Below are 16,459 nucleotides of genomic sequence, written 5' to 3'. Positions count from 1 at the left end.
CTAGTGATTGATAACAAACTTCTTGCCTTCTTCAGCTAAGTAAGATTCTTTGAACACGGTTCTTGCTTCTGCCAGAAGTGGATTTAAGTCTTTATAACGTGTGCTAAAGTGGCCTAGTAGTAAGCGCTTGACATTGGCATCTTTTGCTAGCTGAGCGGCTTGTTTGGCTGTAGTGTGATAAGTGCTCTCAGCACGCTCTTTCATGTCGTCCATAAATGTGGATTCGTGATACACCAGATCAACATCTTTCAGTCTGTCCACCAACGCTGGAATAAGCTTGGTGTCAGAGCAGTATGCATAGCTATAAGGTTCCTTAGGAGGAAAAGTAACCTCCGAATTTTTAATGTATAAATCACCAGATTCTGTATACAAGTCTTCTCCATTTCTAAGCATTGTCGCCTGGACAGGAGTTAACTTCTGCGGTAACTTGTTTTTATTAATCCCACGCTTTTTGGTTTTCTCCTGGAATAGGAAGCCTGAGCATGGAATGCGATGTTCCAACGGAATCGTTGTGATGGTCAGCTTACTGTCTTCATAAATTACCTCAGGTACTTCAGGAGTCCATTCTTTGAACTTAATGTCGTAACTCAGTCTGGTTTGAGAGTATTTAAGCTGCAGTGTGATGATTTCTCTCAGCCCTGGAGGTCCATAGATAAATAAATCACTTTGACGGCCATATAGATGCAAAGTGGAAATCAATCCCATCAGACCGTAATAGTGGTCGCCATGAAGGTGTGAAATTAGGATCTCATTGATCCTGGAGAGTTTGATTTTATATTTTTTGATCAATAACTGCGTACCTTCCCCACAATCGATTAGGAAGTATTTATCCTGTACTCTTAGTAACTGAGAGGTATGGTGGCGATTGTGGGCAAAGGCTGCAGAATTGGATCCGAGTATTTGTAGTTCTATTGCCAAAATAGCTATTTACTCTTCTCCGCCTTCTTCTCTTAATCCTTTTTCGATTTCGTTGAACATTACTGCGTCAACAGCTTCTTCAACAGTTGGTAGGATATCCAATACTTTATCAAGCATACTGATCTTCACCAACTTCATAACATGGTCATTTACATTACAAAGAATGAATGAGCCATTCTCTTTGAAAAGACGGTTTCCTACAAGAATTGCGCTCAATCCTGATGAGTCAGAATATTTTACTTCTTCCATGTTTAAAATCACGTTCTCTACACCTTCAGCCTGAAGGGTAACGAATTCTGATTTCACTTCTGGAGCTACCGTAGAGTCTAATTTCTCCTCGTCTATTTTTAGGATGGTATATTGATCCTGTCTGTCTATTGAAAATTTCATATCTTATCTATCGTCTTTTCTACGTTCTTCTTGATTCTTTCTAGAATGTTGTCTGCACTGTCTTTAATGAACATCATGCCTGTGATTTGCTCGAATAATTCAATGTATCGTTCAGACACTGAATCAACGAATTCTTCAGTCATTTCCGGAATTTGCTGTCCATCCTTGCCCTGGAACCCATTCGCAATCAACCACTGTCTAACAAACTCTTTGGAAAGTTGTTTTTGTTGCTCTCCTGAAGCCTGACGTTTTTCATATCCTTCTGCATAGAAGTATCTGGATGAATCAGGAGTGTGTACTTCATCAATCAAATTGATTACTCCGTTGTATTTTCCAAATTCATATTTGGTATCTACCAGAATAAGTCCTTGCTCAGCAGCTAGTTTTGTTCCTCGCTCAAATAATTTGAACGTGTATTCTTCTAATTTACTGTAGTCTTCTTCTGTGACTAACCCTTGTTTGATGATTTCTTCACGAGAGATGTCCTCATCATGACCTTCATGCGCCTTCGTGGTAGGAGTGATGATTGGGTTAGGAAGCTTGTCATGTTCCTTAAGCCCATCTGGTAAAGCCACACCGCAAAGTGTTCTCTTACCGTCTCGGTATTCTCTCCAGGCATGACCTGTTAAGTATCCTCTGATCACCATTTCTACTGGGAATGGCTCGCATTTCTTACCTAAAGTCACATTTGGATCTGGAACGGAAATTACCCAGTTTGGAACTATATCTTTGGTTTTTTCCAACATGATCGCAGCGATCTGATTAAGCACCTGACCTTTGAAAGGGATAGGCTCTGGAAGGACCACATCGAATGCAGAGATTCGGTCGGTAGCAACCATCAATAGTTTGTCTCCAAAAGAGTATACGTCTCTTACCTTACCAACATATCTGTCGGTCTGCTTTGGAAGATTGAAGTCTGTGTATTTGATGCCTTTTGACATGGTGGGCAAAGATAGTGATCTAGATTGAAAAATATAGATCACTAAATTACATCAAATGCCCAATGTGCAAACACTTCTTGTTATCAATTCAACTCCAGGTTTTCAGAATTGGTTAATTCTCCTGATTGATAAGTGTCTCTGCGAATTAAATTACCCTTTTTGTCGTAGTACAACCATTCTCCAGAGCGTTTATTTCTAGTGTAGCTGCCTTCGTATTCCTTTTCACCATTTTTATAGTATTTGGTGAAGGCTCCTTGCAGTCGATCTAACTTATAATTGGAGAAGGTCTCTAGTTGTCCATTGTTATAATATGTTTTGGCTTCACCGTTCTTGCTGCCAAATGCATAGTTGGTTTCACTGATCAAGTCACCTTTTTCATATTGCTTGCTGGTACCATGAAGTTTGCCATTTTGATAGGTAAGGTCTGAAAGTAGTTTTCCCTTATCATCGTAAGTGATCCATTGCCCATGAGGGAGTTCATTGAGTAATTCCTTGCGAGCAATTACGTGTTCTTTTTCATTATATTCTGTGATTTTGGCATTTAAGCCTTTGTTGGAAAATACACCTTCATACTTGAGTTTTCCGTTTGGATGGAATTCTATATTCTTTCCAACACGGTAGCCATCTGTATATTTCAGTTCTTTGTGAACATCTCCATTGTCATAATATGCCAGATAGGAACCTTGAAGGGCTCCATCTTCATACTTACCGGTGGACTTCAACTGTCCATTTTCATGATAGTATTTGACAGTTCCTGCTCTTTTTCCTCGATTGTTAAAGACTTCCATTTCCAACTGGCCGGAAGGGTAGAAGGTCTTGTAAAAGCCATTGAGTAAACCGTTGGTGTATTCTGCTTCTAATTCCACATTGCCATTAGCATAGAATTGACGGGTTAGGCCATTTGGTTTACCAGCAGTATATAATGTTTCTTCTTTTACCGATCCGGTTTCATAATACTCTTTGACCATGCCATCTGGCTTTCCCTTTTTGAAGGTTGTTACTGCTTTAAGGCTTCCTGAAGCATCATATAGTTTTAAATCACCTTCTAATGTATCATTGACGAAAGTCGCCTCTTGTGCTTTTTGACCATTAGAGTCAAATACAATTGTCAGTCCCTGGCGTAAGTCATTTTCATACAAAGTTTCGCGCTGTACTGAACCGTCTTCGTAGTAGTTGGTGAAGGTTCCTTGTTTTAATCCATTTTCGAAGGTTCCGGTGGTGATTACTTTACCATTCGGGCTGTACATTTTATAAGCTCCATCAACTAAGCTCGAGTCACCATTCAATACATGGTATTCTTCTTTTAAGATAGATGGAAACTCCTCATAGTACGTTCGAATGAGGGTTTGCCCGGAGGCAAACGTAGAGAGGCCAATTAGGCCAGTGAATAATAGTTTTTGCATAACATAAATTTTTACCTATCTAAAGATAATGAATTTGTTAATAACGTTTTGGGGAGGAGTTTATGATGTTTAGATTAGACGAATGAACCGTCTCTTGTTTTTTCTAACTTTTTCGATTGTATTGATTGGAGGCTATGTGATGTTGGAATATCGCGTCTCTGGCAATATCATATATTTCTTTATTAGTATTAGGTTATTAATTGCTGCAAGACGTCACTATTTAGGTTTGAGACCTACGTGGCATACACCATTGCCAGACACACCTAAATATTTTAAAAAGCCATAAAAAAGCCTTCACACAACGTGCGAAGGCTTTCAATTATTGATATTTTTTTCTTTACATTTTCTCAATCACGATTGCCGAAGCACCACCGCCACCATTACAGATACCCGCAACACCAATTTTTGCATTGTTTTGGTGAAGTACTGAATTCAGAGTTGTAATGATTCTTGCTCCGGAAGCTCCAAGCGGATGTCCCAATGCTACAGCACCTCCATTGACATTTACTTTACTAGCATCTAGTCCTAGTTTTTCAATGTTCGCCAGAGCTACCACAGAGAATGCTTCATTTACTTCATAATAGTCTACTTCTGATGCATCTACGCCTGCGTGTTTCAATGCTCTTGGAATTGCTTCTGAAGGAGCAGTAGTAAACCAAATTGGCTCTTGAGCCGCATCTCCAAAACCTCTGATCTTAGCCACAGGCTTTAATCCAAGCTCATCCATTTTCTTTTTACTAACCAGAATCAAAGCAGAGGCTCCGTCATTGATAGTAGAAGCGTTTGCAGCTGTCACTGATCCATCTTTGTTAAATACTGGTCTCAACCCAGGGATCTTGTCGAAATTCACATTTTTGAATTCTTCATCAGTATCCATAATGATTGGATCACCTTTTCTTTGAGGGATTTTAACTGGGATGATTTCATCTTTGAATTTGCCAGTCTCTGTAGAAGCAGCAGTTCTCTTGTAAGAGGTGATAGCGTATTCGTCTTGGGCTTCTCTGGAAATGTTCATTTCCTTAGCAGTGTTGTCTGCACAGCTACCCATCGGGAATTGATTATATACTTCCCATAAGCCGTCGTGCATTAGCCCATCAAGCATTTGTCCGTGACCATATTTGTAGCCAAAACGAGCTTTTGGGACATAGTAGGGGATATTAGACATGCTTTCCATGCCTCCAGCTACTACTACATCATTGATTCCTAGCATGATGGACTGAGCTCCAAGCATTACGGTCTTCATCCCTGAAGAACACACTTTATTTACTGTAGTGCAGGGTACATTGTGACCGATGCCAGCTGCAATAGCTGCTTGTCTGGCAGGGGCTTGTCCAAGACCAGCAGAAACTACATTGCCCATTAATACTTCATTGACTTCAGAGGCTGCTACTCCCGCCTTTTCTAACGCGCCTTTGATGGCCTTGCTTCCTAGCTCAACTGCAGTAAATCCTGATAAACTGCCGCCGAAACTTCCGATTGGGGTACGTACCGCTGAAACGATGTATACTTCTTCCATTTCTTATTTTTGGGTGTGTTAAGGTTAAATGTTTTGTGGTATTAGTTCAAAGTTAAAGAGATCAATTAAAGTTGGACTTATAAAACCCAAGAACAAAAATCTACAACCTTGAATTATATAGTATCACCAGTCCGGCTTGCCACTTTCAGGAGCTTTGGTAGGCTTGCGACGTTGCTGCTGGATGTACTGGATTTCATTGTTTTTCATGGCCTCAAGGATCATCTTCGCTTTCTCTTCGCTGATATTCATTTGCTCCAGCTTTTCTTTGGTGCTCATCTCCTGATTGTCATTCTTTTTCTCTTCATCAGACTGCTCGCCATCTTGCTGTTGCTCTTGTTGTTTTTCCTGATCGCCTTCTTTTTGCTCACCGTCTTTCTTTTCCTGATCCTGCTGATCCTGGTTTTCTTGTTCCTGATCTTGCTGGTCCTGGTTTTCTTTATTCTCTTCGTTTTGCTTATCCTGATCGCCCTTTTGTTGATCCTGCTGATCTTGATTCTTTTCTTGATCTTCGTTTTTCTTTTCCTGATCGTCTTTGTTTTGCTGGTTTTGATCTTGTTGTTGTTGCTTTTGTTTTTCCAGCTTTTTCTTCACCAATTCATAATTGAATCGAGCTTCCTCATTGGTTGGATCAGCTTTAAGTGAGGACTTTAAATAGTTTAACGACTCATTTAAGGTTTGAGGCTTGTCGGCCATAACACCTAATTGCTGATAAGCGATAGACTTAAGCTTTTGATTATTGGAGGATGCTGCCGCCTGGTATTTGAGTGTAGCGTTTGAGCTATCTCCTAGTGCATAATAGCTGTGAGCCATATTTAATGCAATAGCGGGATCATCCGCACCAAGGGTATCATAAAGCATGCTATAGTTTTGAATAGCCACATCGTATTGACCATGTTCAAAAGCTACTTCTGCGTTGTTTTTCAACTTGTTGTATCGTGAGATCTCAGAAGGATCTGTGGTATTGATTAGAAGTAATAGAAATAATAGCTGCTTCATAGCTTAATTACTTTTACAGTTATCAATGCATCAATCAACATCAATGCCAATGCCGCAATGAGGAAATAAAAATACTTGTTTGCCTTCGCATCGAGCTGTTTGGCGTCTCTCAATTCGCCTTCAATGTCATTAATCGAATTAATTAAACGCTCAACATCGTTTTGACGTTCGTTAATTTCGAAAAATTTACCACCAGTGTCTGCTGCGAGTTTTCGAAGTGACTTGGTGTTGATTTTACTAACCACTTCTTCGCCCTGGTTGTTGCGTTTATAGCCACGGTTGGTCATGATTTTACTACCTCGTTCGGTACCAATGCCCAGTGTAAAAAGTTTGATACCAGATGATTCAATTTCTTCTGCTATTTGATCAGTTTCTTCTCCAAAGTCTTCTCCATCACTAATCAAAATGATGATTTTCGATTTTTGTTGTGTGACCGAGGTTGCTTCATCTGTTAGTTTTTTCAAGGCCATCTTTAATGGAGGACCAAAATCAGTACCGCTACTAGGTACTAGAGAAGTATTTAAGGCCTGTATAAAAAGATTCAATGCATTGTTGTCGTAGGTGAGGGGACATTGCATGAATGCTTCATTAGAAAACATGATTAATCCTATACGATCAGAACTGAATGCCTCTACAACATTTTTAAGTTCAAATTTCAGCTTTTCCAATCGAGAAGGTTGCACATCAAATGCATTCATGGACTCACTGAGGTCTACGCACACGAAAATGTCCTTACCTACTGATTTGATTTCGCGAGTGGTATCTCCAAAAGATGGGCCCAACAATGCTCCAAGTATCATGAGGAAGTAGAGCGTGCGAATGGTGAATTTGATCAACCATTTGCTGATAGGAACATTAAGTCTTGATTTGATGCGCGTAAGACGCACAACATACAAGATGTACAGAGCGGCAAAAACCGCAATGATTACTAATTCGAATGTGTCTAAAGAATATGCCCAAGTCATAAGCGGCCCAAAAATACATATACCGTTAATACTACCCAATTAGAAGCTGCTCCTTTTAACGAATTTTAAGGATAAGTGGTATGTGGATAATTTTAATTGGCAAGAGTTATGATTTTTAAAAAGGCTGTTTATATTTGCACTCCTTTTCAGAGAGGCTCGCGCTTTTAGCGAAGGCGAGAAGGCCCAAAAGAGGGTCTTAAAGATTCAGAATATAACCCGAAGTGATGGGTGAGTTCCCGATAGTTATCGGGAGAAACCACATGATTCGGGTTCTAAATTGAAAAGCTTAGTTAATAAGTTTTTGAATTCAGAAAATTACCCGGAGAGATGGGTGAGTGGCTGAAACCACATGTTTGCTAAACATGCGTGCGGGAAACCGTACCGGGGGTTCGAATCCCCCTCTCTCCGCTGAGTACAGTCTCTGAAAATTGCTAGATTTCTAGTTGATGGTTCCATAGCTCAACTGGATAGAGCAACTGCCTTCTAAGCAGTAGGTTCCAGGTTCGAGTCCTGGTGGAATCACACAATAACCCTGACAAGTTCGCTTGGTCAGGGTTTTTTGTTTTTAGGTCTTTAATTGTTTTTTACTATACCTCAGATGAGAAATTAACTATCTCTCCTCAGCTCCAATCTGAGCTGCATTTTGCCAATAGGATAAATTATATTGGCTTTCTAAACTTTTTTCGTCTTTGTTGTCAAGTCTTCCGAAGAAGTTCATTCCAGTTAAAACCTCCAATTCATTAATGGTGACTACAGCCTCCCAAAGAGAGTTGTCATCGATATTGTCATGACGTAGTACAAAAGCAATTGCTTCTTTTTTGTCAGGGGAGAGGAAGGCTTTATAAAAATATCCAGGTACCACAATAGCAACTTCATCACCAATCACGTCCAGATTGTCTTTGAATATTGGGCCGGTAACGGAATAGAGTCCATCTAATCCATAAGCAATATCCATTTCTAATTCTTCTAGATTATACCAGTCTCCACCAGTTCGGTTAAAATTGGCTCCAATCTGCGGGCTTATATTGGACATATGGAAAGATTCTTCATAAGACTGTTCGGTTTGTTTATTGAATTCAGCACGAGATAAATGTCCTCTATCATACCCGGTGTTGGTATAGTCATCGTGGGTAGCCGAACCTGTGCTGATATTAGTGTCCGTAATAAATCTGGAGGCACGATCTCTGCCTGGCAACCCTAATTCGGTTTGAGTCAGGTAATAAGCTACCCAGAGTGGTTGTTCATGTGTCTCAGAGTAATTGAGTTTGAATTGGGCATAGGATTCAATTTCTCCTTCTAACCCAACAGGGCTATGATCAAAATCTTGAGCATATGTGATTATTGAAATACAAAAGCAGATTAGGAGGACTGATTTTTTCATTTTTATTTTAAAAATCTGAAAAATACCGTTTTATGTCAAGTGATTTATTAAATCAAAGTATCAATGTAAGTTATTGACTGATAGATTATTTGACTTTTTGCCATAGCTTCGTTAGTACGATTACAGAAACTATTGCTAATGCCATTAAAAGACAGGCGTTTAGAGTTTCTCCATAGATGAACAAGCCCGTACCCATAAGGAACGAGTAAATGCCCACAGTACCTGCTATCATGCAAAGAATACCAACTGGTACTTTCCATGACTCAGTTTTTGCAGTTAGTTCGTACCCTTCCGACTTAGCTTTGGCGACAATAGATTTCCAACCTGGTCCACCTGGATTTACTTGATTAATAAATTTGACCATGGTCTCCATGCTGGTCTGAGTAGTTACGAAACTTACTAGAACCCATGCTACAGTGGTGATTGCAACGCCAATTACTAATTGCTCCCAGTCAGCTAGTGGGGCAAAACCAAGTTTTTGATGAATCAGTCCAAAATAAATGGCAATTGCAAAGCTTACTATCATTGCGGTTAGTTCACTGGCAGCATTTACACGCCACCAGAACCATCTCAGTATGAAAATTAATCCTGTTCCAGCACCTATTTGCAATAAGATTTGGAAGGCACCTAGTGCATTGTCTAAAAGCAGCGCGAAGATCATGGTGAGAATCATCAGGATAACCGTAACGATTCTTCCTACATTAAGCATCTCTTTCTGAGTCGCATCTGGCTTGGCAAATCGCTTATAAAAGTCATTGACAATATATGATGCTCCCCAATTGAGGTGAGTTGAAATAGTAGACATATAGGCGGCTATAAGGGAAGTAACTACGATGCCTAATAAACCTGAAGGTATAAAAGTTAGCATGGCTGGATAGCCCAGGTCATGATTAATAATACTTTCTGAGTCTGGGAATGCTGTTCTAAAGCTGTCCAGATCTGGGAATACAACCAATGAGCACAAGGCTACAATGATCCATGGCCATGGTCTTAAGGCGTAATGTGCTGCATTAAAGAATAGAACCGATTTAATGGAATGATCTTCGTTTTTGGCGGCAAACATGCGTTGAGCAATGTATCCACCACCACCAGGTTCTGCTCCAGGATACCAAACAGACCACCATTGAACTAATAATGGGATCAAAAAGATCATGAGGAAGATTTCTGGATCAGATGGAGATGGGAATAGATCTAACTTGTCAACTACATTCTCATGTTTTAGCAAATTGCTCAATCCTCCAACTTTTGGGTGTTGCAAGGCCACGTATGCCGCAATGAATGCTCCTGTTATAGACAAGAAGAATTGGATGAAGTCTGTAATCAGAACGCCCTTCAGTCCTCCAAGTGAGCTGTAAACCACTGTTATTGTTCCCGCGATAAGAACAGTTTGAATTGGTGTGAGTCCTAAAAGTACACCTCCGATTTTAATGGCAGCCAAAGAAACGGTAGCCATTATCATCACATTGAATAGTAAGCCCAAATAGATCGCTCTAAAACCACGTAAGAATCGAGCGATTTTACCGCTATATCTTAGTTCGTAGAATTCTACATCGGTGACTACACCGGATTTCTTCCATAGTCTGGCATATACAAATACTGTCAACATGCCTGTTAATAGGAAAGCCCACCATGCCCAGTTTCCAGAAACACCATTTTGGCGAATGATATCGGTAACGAGATTGGGAGTATCGGTAGAGAAGGTAGTTGCTACCATGGACACACCTAGTAGCCACCAGGGCATTTTGCCACTTGCAGTGAAATAATCGTCAGCGTCCTTGTTGCCTGACTTGGCTGTCCAAATTCCGATACCTAATGAAATGATGAAAAATCCGATCACAAAGGACCAATCGAGGGCGTTCAATACCATGTTTTGCTGTTTTGCGAGAATAATGAAGCCTAAAATAATGTAAAGAATAACAGTGTTGACCTGTCTATTAAGAAAATTCTGTTGTTAATAGATAATTAATTCAGTCAGCTGTAAAACTAAATAAGCTTGTCAAAAAGTTGATTTGGAGGATGTTTGAAGGGGATATGCGCGTAAATCTCGTGTCTCTACGAGAAGTACTTAGTGTGATAGATGCGTAATGTCCCTGGCCGTATCCCTCATTTGTTTTGAGGCTGTCTCGCGTTTTTTGAATTCAGTGTTTCGCTCTCGTTTTCAGGTAGTTAAAGTGGCAGCTTTGATTTGTAATTAAAACACAAAGAGACCATGAAAACTATATTCACAACATTCGCACTAGTAGTAATAACAACAATCGCATTCGGACAGGGCTTATCTCTTAAAAGCTACATTGAGCAAACAGAAGTTGGTCCAAAAGTAGGATCAGCTCTAGGTTTCAATACCAAATCAGGAATTGAAATTGGAGGCTTTTTCCAAAAGGCAGTAGACGGTATGTTAACAGAAGAATCCACTCCCTGGAACTGCGAAAAAGAATTTTACGGAGCCTATTTTACCTATCCGGTCGTTTCAGGACAATTCTTTGATTTAGGCTTCAATGTAAGAACAGGAGTAAGCAACGGAGAGAACTTCACCATTACTCCAAGTTTGCTGACGAGCGTATCACCAATCAAACAGGTAAAAGTAGGTGCAGGACTTGGCGTACGTGCCATGAGACCTACAGTGCAAGGTGTGATTACCATCCGATTGAATGCTGGAAGCAAAGGCGGAGTGTTAGCTTCTAATTAATCAGTAGTAAAAATTAAAATTGATAAGACGATGATAAGCGCAATAAACTATTCCTTGAGTCCAGCGATTTTCGCAAGTACAATTGAAGCGATCATCGAGCTAACGTTGACTACTCCCTATGTGAAGTATGACCGAAGCAGCAACTACCTAATGATAAAAGGAACCTCAACAAGAGATATCATAGAGTTATTCTATGGCAAAGTGTTGAAGGATTTCAAACAAAAAATCAAACAAATGAATACGGGTGTATTGCACTTGAACTTCAAGACGTTCAATACCTCGACAGCCAAAGTATTGTTTGACCTGTTCAGAAGTTTGCTAGATGCACAGAATGCAGGTCACCTTGTAGCCATCCAATGGGATGTGTATAATTCGGAAGAAGATATGATAGACACAGCAAGGGACTTTGCTGAGCTATTTGATCTGAAGATCAAAATAAAGTAAGTGTTTTAGTATATAGTTTCATGGTGATATGGCCGGCCACGTAAGTGGTCGGCTGTTTTTTTATTTCAATATTTGATTTTTATAGAGCCTGTTTCTCCTTGAATGTCATGAGCTATAAGACGAATAATGATCCTGTCCTCTTCTTGAAACCAGCCTTTGATCTTAATGCCGGGATTGTTGGATTCTATTTCTATTGGTTCTTTAGTTGTTAACATGGTTAGTTGTTGATCGCCATACCAGCAGATATCAACCTTGGTTTCTTCCTCTTTATGAGTTACTTCTAAAATGTTAGAAGTCGTATCATGCCAAATGGTTTCTTTAATAAGTTGACTTCCAAGTTCAATTTTTAGAATATACTTCTTCTGTAGCAAAGGTGGTAAATATAGAAATCCATATCCTTGATCTTCAAAGTAGGCTGAAATGGGTTCTTCATTTAAAGAAGCTGAAGATATGTGTTGGTTGGAAGCTAGTTTGATTTTAAGAACAAGATTGACCAAAGCATATCCTTGATAAACACGATCAATCATCGCGGTATTGTCAATAATATAACCATCCTGAGCTTTGGTAACTTTTGTGTATTTATTGTACAGCCATTGAGAGTGTAATTGAGCGGTATTTTTGGCGCAGTATCTACTCTCGCTTGATTGAACGGTTCTGAAATAGTTAGTCCATTTTCTAGAGACCTCTTCCTGACCTTCTTTGTCGTTAAAAAGAAGATTTGGCCAGTGTGTCTCTATAAAGTCAGTAGTTTGCTCTTCTAGTGGGGTAGTAGGTAGCTCTCCAGCAGCATGCCAGGCATTTCCATAATTGAATCTATTCAAAACATGAACACCATGATCAAAGTCTCCTCCATTTGCATCTGACGGAGGATTCCATTCTGGAATTTTTGTAAAGTCAGTGTTTGCAAAACGAACTCCATATTCGCTAAGAACGGTTCCGAGGCTATAATCACCTTTTGGGTTCCAATAATAGCTATAGGCACATGGCACGAAACTTTCAGGAAAAGAGTGACTCATGTCTTCTGATATTCCATACTGAGCAAGTATTTGCTTAAAGCATGTTAGGTGAGTTCTAATAATTTCTTCAGGCCAAGGTTGTTTGTCTTCTCTGTTATACCATTCTGCTCGTTTTCGTTTGCCTTCATTGGTCCAATGTTCATGACCAATGCCATGCAGGCCCAGTTCGAGGTGACTGCTGTTGTTTTTAACAAAGTCCATAATTCTGAGTTGGAGATCTGAAATATTTTCAGAGTTGTCCCAATTTTTTTGGAGCTGAGTTGTGGAAGGGTGGTTTTTGAGGAAGTTATCTCTGTCTAATTCACCAAGAATGAACAACCCTTGTAAGCGTACACCAACTTGTTGAGCAATATCGACAACAGCCTTATAGTCATTTAGAGTCATATTCCTATTTAAACCAGTTCTGTATGGTCCAAATCCATCATGCCCTTCATTGTGTCCTTTCATCCAGCCAAGATCATCTATAGCAATTGCGAATGGATTAGGAATTATTAACTTATTCAGGTTCTCAGAAGTGATTTTGGATGACAAAGAGCTATTGTTTTATTGAAATGAATTTACCAGTCACAAATAAACAGGAAGTTGCTGTCAATCGAATTGACGAGACAGAAAACAATAAGATTGTAGTGGGGATTTTTTTAGAAAAATTGAGTAATGTATTGTAATAGATAGTGTCCGGGCCAGTACTGAGTTAGCAAATGAGATGAAAAAAAACGGAGCTATGAATCCACAGCTCCGTTTCATTCTGTTTGGTTAGAGTTTAATAAGCATAGGCCTTGTGAATGAGGTTTTTTACTCGATTATTCAAAATGTTATTGATTTCGTCCTGGGATTTACTTGCCTGGGTTAAACCCAATCGATCGGCACATGTTTCACAGTGGATGGTGACAGTTTCGAGATTGGCGATATAGGTCATCCCTGTGGTTATTTCTTCAGTACATGTGTCACAAGATACGTTAATTGGGGTGGTTTCTTTCAGGAGGTGTGTGCTGTTCATGATGTGGTAATATTATTTCTACCATGAATTTCATGAAAAATCATTGATAGACTACTGATATTTGTCAGCCTCTACATTGATAAAAATCATTGCAACAAAAAAGCCTCCACGATGGGAGGCTTCGGAATATCTTTTATATTCAGGTTTTAGCTTGCTTTGTTAAATACAAGTTTGAAATCACCTAGACCATCAATTCTTCCGTCTGCAAGTTTCGTTGAAAATTCAACTGTGATTACATCATTTGTAGAATTGATAGAAACATCTGCAGTACCGTCCAATGCTAAATCAGTTGGTTTCACAGTTACCTCTACAGAGCTGATTGCTCCAGCATCAGAGATAGTATAAGTTCCATTTTCTACATAAGAAGTGATAGCACCTGATAAAGTGAATCCAGTTTCAGTAAAAGTTGCACCAATTCCATCTGTGTTGATGTCAAGGTTGGCTAGTAATGAAGCACCTGCATCAAGAGACCATGATCCTTGTAAATCTTCCAATAAGATCTCTTTTGCGGTTTGTGGGTCATCTCCACCTTTATCTCCACATGATACTAGAACAACAGCAAATGATACAAGAAACGCTAGGGCTAAATTTTTTAAAATCTTCATTGTTAGTTAATAGTTTTAGTAGTCTTTCAGTTTTTATTAACCTGATCACTTATCTAACTACTAAGGCGAATGCTGAATAACAGCGTGAGAATAGATTAAGTATCCTGTTGAGTGCAAAGTAATACTATTCTGAGATATCTGAAAGAATAAATAATTGAATTCTATCTGAAAAAGTGAAAATACCTATTTTGATGTACGGAATCATCTGGTTTTATACCTTGAATTAAGTATGTCTGGAATATGTAAGTTTGAGGCATGCGAAATAATTGGATATTTTCAGCTTCTATTCTTACTAGCTTATTAATTGCTTCCTGTTCGTCAAAAAATGATAATTACCAGGAAAAAGTCAATTCTTCTTCAATTATAAAGGGGATGGTATTCATACCTTCAGGAGAGTTTGTGATGGGTGGTAAAACAGATCAAGCTTATCAGGATGAATTACCAAGACATACTGTAAAAGTTTCTTCGTTTTACATGGACGAAACGGAAGTTACCAATGCGCAATTCGCCGACTTTGTGAATGCTACTGGGTATATAACAGTTGCTGAACGAGATATTGACTGGGAGGAAATTAAGAAACAGGTTCCGCCAGAAACTCCAAAACCAAACGATTCTCTGTTAAAAGCTGGTTCGCTGGTATTTACTCAAACAAATGAGCCTGTGGACTTAAATAACTACAGTCAATGGTGGACTTGGACCATAGGTGCTGATTGGAAACATCCAGATGGGCCTGAATCTAGTATAGAGTCGAAAATGAGTCATCCGGTGGTACATGTAGCGTGGGAGGATGCTCAGGCATATGCTAAATGGGCCGGAAAGAGACTGCCTACAGAAGCTGAATGGGAATGGGCTTCTATGGGTGGAAGAGAAGATGTGAAGTATCCCTGGGGCAATGAAGCTATTGAAAGTGCTTCTGATAAAGCGAACTTCTGGCAAGGTAAGTTTCCATATCAGAACTATGCTTTGGACGGGTACGAATCTACTGCTCCTGTCAAGTCATATCCTAAAAATGGGTATGGACTGTATGATATGGCTGGAAATGTCTGGGAATGGTGTCAGGATAAGTATGATTTTAATGCTTATGAACAGTATGCTTCTTCTGGTGAGATAGCTGAGAATCCTACTGGTTCTGGGCAGTACTACGATCCTCGTGAACCTTACACGCCAAAGCACGTCATCCGTGGTGGTTCTTTTCTATGTAACGACAGCTATTGTAGTGGATATAGAGTAGCTCGCAGAATGAGTTCTTCTAAAGATTCAGGGTTTAATCACACGGGGTTTAGATGTGTTCGTGATGTTGAAAAATAGAATATTTTGAGTTGTTCGAAATAAAACTATTTTTGTGATTGCACTAGACTTTGCAGGCTTTCATGTTATTCCGCACCGCAATAATTTATGTCCTACTTCTTATAGGGTTGCATGTCCTTTGTGCCCAGCAGCGTTTTGGGACAACTCAGGATGTAATTGAAGTAGGAGAGTCTATGGAAGCCTATATCATCGAAAATCATCTTGAAGAGATTGAGAGTATCGTTCATAAATTTTCCGAGTCGAAGGTTTTCTTGAATTACTTATTAGAGAAAGGCCATGATATTCCTCACGATTCAATCCAGTTAAAAAGAAAGGATGTTAGTATAGGTCGTGATATTGATGTTTTTGTGAAGCATTTTACAGAACATCAAAATTATACGATGCTCCTGGTTCCTGTGGATATATATCCATTGATGATTTATGATACCTTATTGTTTTCAGTAGTTGAAGTGAGTGATGAGTTTCTCAATGAAAAGTACTACTATCACGATCTCAAAGACGATTCTGTTAAGTCAGCTGTTTTGTCTGACCTGAATCATAATATGATCACTAAACATATGTTTGATCAGGTGATGGCAGAGCAAAAGCAAAAAACCGCCGAGGTGGAAGTGAAGCTTCATGAAAGTTATATTTCTACCAATAGTATTTCGCTCAACACCCACTTGATGAGCAAGGAAGAAAAGAGAGAAATCATGAAGTCATGGGGGATGATGAAGAAGTTATTTACTCATGACCTGGAAATGAACGTAGAAATGAATATCTACATTTTTGGCTTTGATGACATGCGTATTGTTCATTACACAGAGCAAGGCGAGATAGATTACCGAATTACTCCTGGGAACATTTTTACAAGGCATCATTTTTTGCAAGAGTGAACATTCTGATAAATCAGC

Annotated in this window: 16 protein-coding genes and 2 tRNA genes; 6 read left to right on the top strand and 12 right to left on the bottom strand. The window is 39.4% G+C overall.

What is annotated here, in order from left to right:
• The 7 genes from NXS00_RS04720 to NXS00_RS04690 all read right to left on the bottom strand — a co-directional run bounded on the left by NXS00_RS04720 (nucleotide 1) and on the right by NXS00_RS04690 (nucleotide 7,129).
• Nucleotides 1–918: a ribonuclease Z gene (locus tag NXS00_RS04720; RefSeq protein ID WP_258097960.1), complete on the bottom strand. Its 918-nt coding sequence runs from the start codon at nucleotides 916–918 to the stop codon at nucleotides 1–3.
• Nucleotides 919–927: 9 nt separating this feature from the next.
• Nucleotides 928–1,308 (bottom strand): STAS domain-containing protein, encoded by a 381-nt coding sequence (locus tag NXS00_RS04715; protein WP_258097959.1) that lies wholly within the window; start codon nucleotides 1,306–1,308, stop codon nucleotides 928–930.
• Nucleotides 1,305–2,249 (bottom strand): phosphoribosylaminoimidazolesuccinocarboxamide synthase, encoded by a 945-nt coding sequence (locus tag NXS00_RS04710; RefSeq protein WP_258097958.1) that lies wholly within the window; start codon nucleotides 2,247–2,249, stop codon nucleotides 1,305–1,307. The genes NXS00_RS04715 and NXS00_RS04710 overlap by 4 nt, the downstream gene beginning before the upstream one ends.
• A gap of 83 nt (nucleotides 2,250–2,332) precedes the next feature.
• Entirely contained in the window at nucleotides 2,333–3,652 is a 1,320-nt protein-coding gene (locus NXS00_RS04705; protein WP_258097957.1) for a toxin-antitoxin system YwqK family antitoxin, read from the bottom strand.
• Nucleotides 3,653–3,989: 337 nt separating this feature from the next.
• Nucleotides 3,990–5,168, bottom strand: coding sequence for an acetyl-CoA C-acyltransferase (locus tag NXS00_RS04700; protein WP_258097956.1), 1,179 nt, complete (start codon nucleotides 5,166–5,168; stop codon nucleotides 3,990–3,992).
• Between the two features lie 123 nt (nucleotides 5,169–5,291).
• Nucleotides 5,292–6,164, bottom strand: a complete 873-nt coding sequence (locus tag NXS00_RS04695) for a tetratricopeptide repeat protein (protein ID WP_258097955.1) — start codon at nucleotides 6,162–6,164, stop codon at nucleotides 5,292–5,294.
• Nucleotides 6,161–7,129 (bottom strand): vWA domain-containing protein, encoded by a 969-nt coding sequence (locus NXS00_RS04690; protein WP_258097954.1) that lies wholly within the window; start codon nucleotides 7,127–7,129, stop codon nucleotides 6,161–6,163. The genes NXS00_RS04695 and NXS00_RS04690 overlap by 4 nt, the downstream gene beginning before the upstream one ends.
• Before the next feature lie 321 nt (nucleotides 7,130–7,450).
• Here NXS00_RS04690 and NXS00_RS04685 point away from each other — a divergent pair.
• Together NXS00_RS04685 and NXS00_RS04680 are read left to right on the top strand one after the other, a co-directional pair.
• Nucleotides 7,451–7,537, top strand: a tRNA-Ser gene (locus tag NXS00_RS04685).
• Nucleotides 7,538–7,577: 40 nt separating this feature from the next.
• Nucleotides 7,578–7,651, top strand: a tRNA-Arg gene (locus tag NXS00_RS04680).
• Between the two features lie 88 nt (nucleotides 7,652–7,739).
• Here the strand turns inward: NXS00_RS04680 and NXS00_RS04675 are convergent.
• Both NXS00_RS04675 and NXS00_RS04670 read right to left on the bottom strand, forming a co-directional pair.
• Nucleotides 7,740–8,510, bottom strand: coding sequence for a DNA/RNA non-specific endonuclease (locus NXS00_RS04675; protein ID WP_258097953.1), 771 nt, complete (start codon nucleotides 8,508–8,510; stop codon nucleotides 7,740–7,742).
• 85 nt (nucleotides 8,511–8,595) lie between these two features.
• The gene (locus tag NXS00_RS04670; RefSeq protein ID WP_258097952.1) at nucleotides 8,596–10,377 is read right to left on the bottom strand and encodes a sodium:solute symporter family protein; all 1,782 of its coding nucleotides are present in this window, start codon (nucleotides 10,375–10,377) and stop codon (nucleotides 8,596–8,598) included.
• Between the two features lie 342 nt (nucleotides 10,378–10,719).
• Here NXS00_RS04670 and NXS00_RS04665 point away from each other — a divergent pair, with 342 nt between their 5' ends.
• Complete coding sequence (locus NXS00_RS04665; RefSeq protein WP_258097951.1) at nucleotides 10,720–11,196, top strand: hypothetical protein; 477 nt, start codon at nucleotides 10,720–10,722, stop codon at nucleotides 11,194–11,196.
• 30 nt (nucleotides 11,197–11,226) lie between these two features.
• On the top strand, nucleotides 11,227–11,640 hold the full coding sequence (locus NXS00_RS04660) for a SiaC family regulatory phosphoprotein (protein ID WP_258097950.1): 414 nt from the start codon (nucleotides 11,227–11,229) through the stop codon (nucleotides 11,638–11,640).
• Between the two features lie 65 nt (nucleotides 11,641–11,705).
• Here the strand turns inward: NXS00_RS04660 and NXS00_RS04655 are convergent, their stop codons facing one another.
• The 3 genes from NXS00_RS04655 to NXS00_RS04645 form a co-directional block, all read right to left on the bottom strand.
• On the bottom strand, nucleotides 11,706–13,187 hold the full coding sequence (locus tag NXS00_RS04655; protein ID WP_258097949.1) for a hypothetical protein: 1,482 nt from the start codon (nucleotides 13,185–13,187) through the stop codon (nucleotides 11,706–11,708).
• 229 nt (nucleotides 13,188–13,416) lie between these two features.
• Nucleotides 13,417–13,653 carry a hypothetical protein gene (locus NXS00_RS04650; RefSeq protein WP_258097948.1) on the bottom strand — a complete coding sequence of 79 codons (237 nt, stop codon included), beginning with the start codon at nucleotides 13,651–13,653 and terminating at the stop codon, nucleotides 13,417–13,419.
• Between the two features lie 146 nt (nucleotides 13,654–13,799).
• The gene (locus NXS00_RS04645) at nucleotides 13,800–14,258 is read right to left on the bottom strand and encodes a hypothetical protein (RefSeq protein ID WP_258097947.1); all 459 of its coding nucleotides are present in this window, start codon (nucleotides 14,256–14,258) and stop codon (nucleotides 13,800–13,802) included.
• A gap of 255 nt (nucleotides 14,259–14,513) precedes the next feature.
• Between NXS00_RS04645 and NXS00_RS04640 the strand changes: the two genes are divergently transcribed.
• Nucleotides 14,514–15,566, top strand: coding sequence for a formylglycine-generating enzyme family protein (locus NXS00_RS04640; protein ID WP_258097946.1), 1,053 nt, complete (start codon nucleotides 14,514–14,516; stop codon nucleotides 15,564–15,566).
• A gap of 62 nt (nucleotides 15,567–15,628) precedes the next feature.
• Nucleotides 15,629–16,441: a hypothetical protein gene (locus NXS00_RS04635; protein ID WP_258097945.1), complete on the top strand. Its 813-nt coding sequence runs from the start codon at nucleotides 15,629–15,631 to the stop codon at nucleotides 16,439–16,441.
• Nucleotides 16,442–16,459: the final 18 nt, after the last annotated feature.

The organism is Marinoscillum pacificum, from assembly GCF_024714495.1.
GTDB lineage: Bacteria > Bacteroidota > Bacteroidia > Cytophagales > Cyclobacteriaceae > Marinoscillum > Marinoscillum pacificum.
Note: the sequence above shows the minus strand (reverse complement) of the source record. Positions and strands in the feature narration are given on the sequence as shown.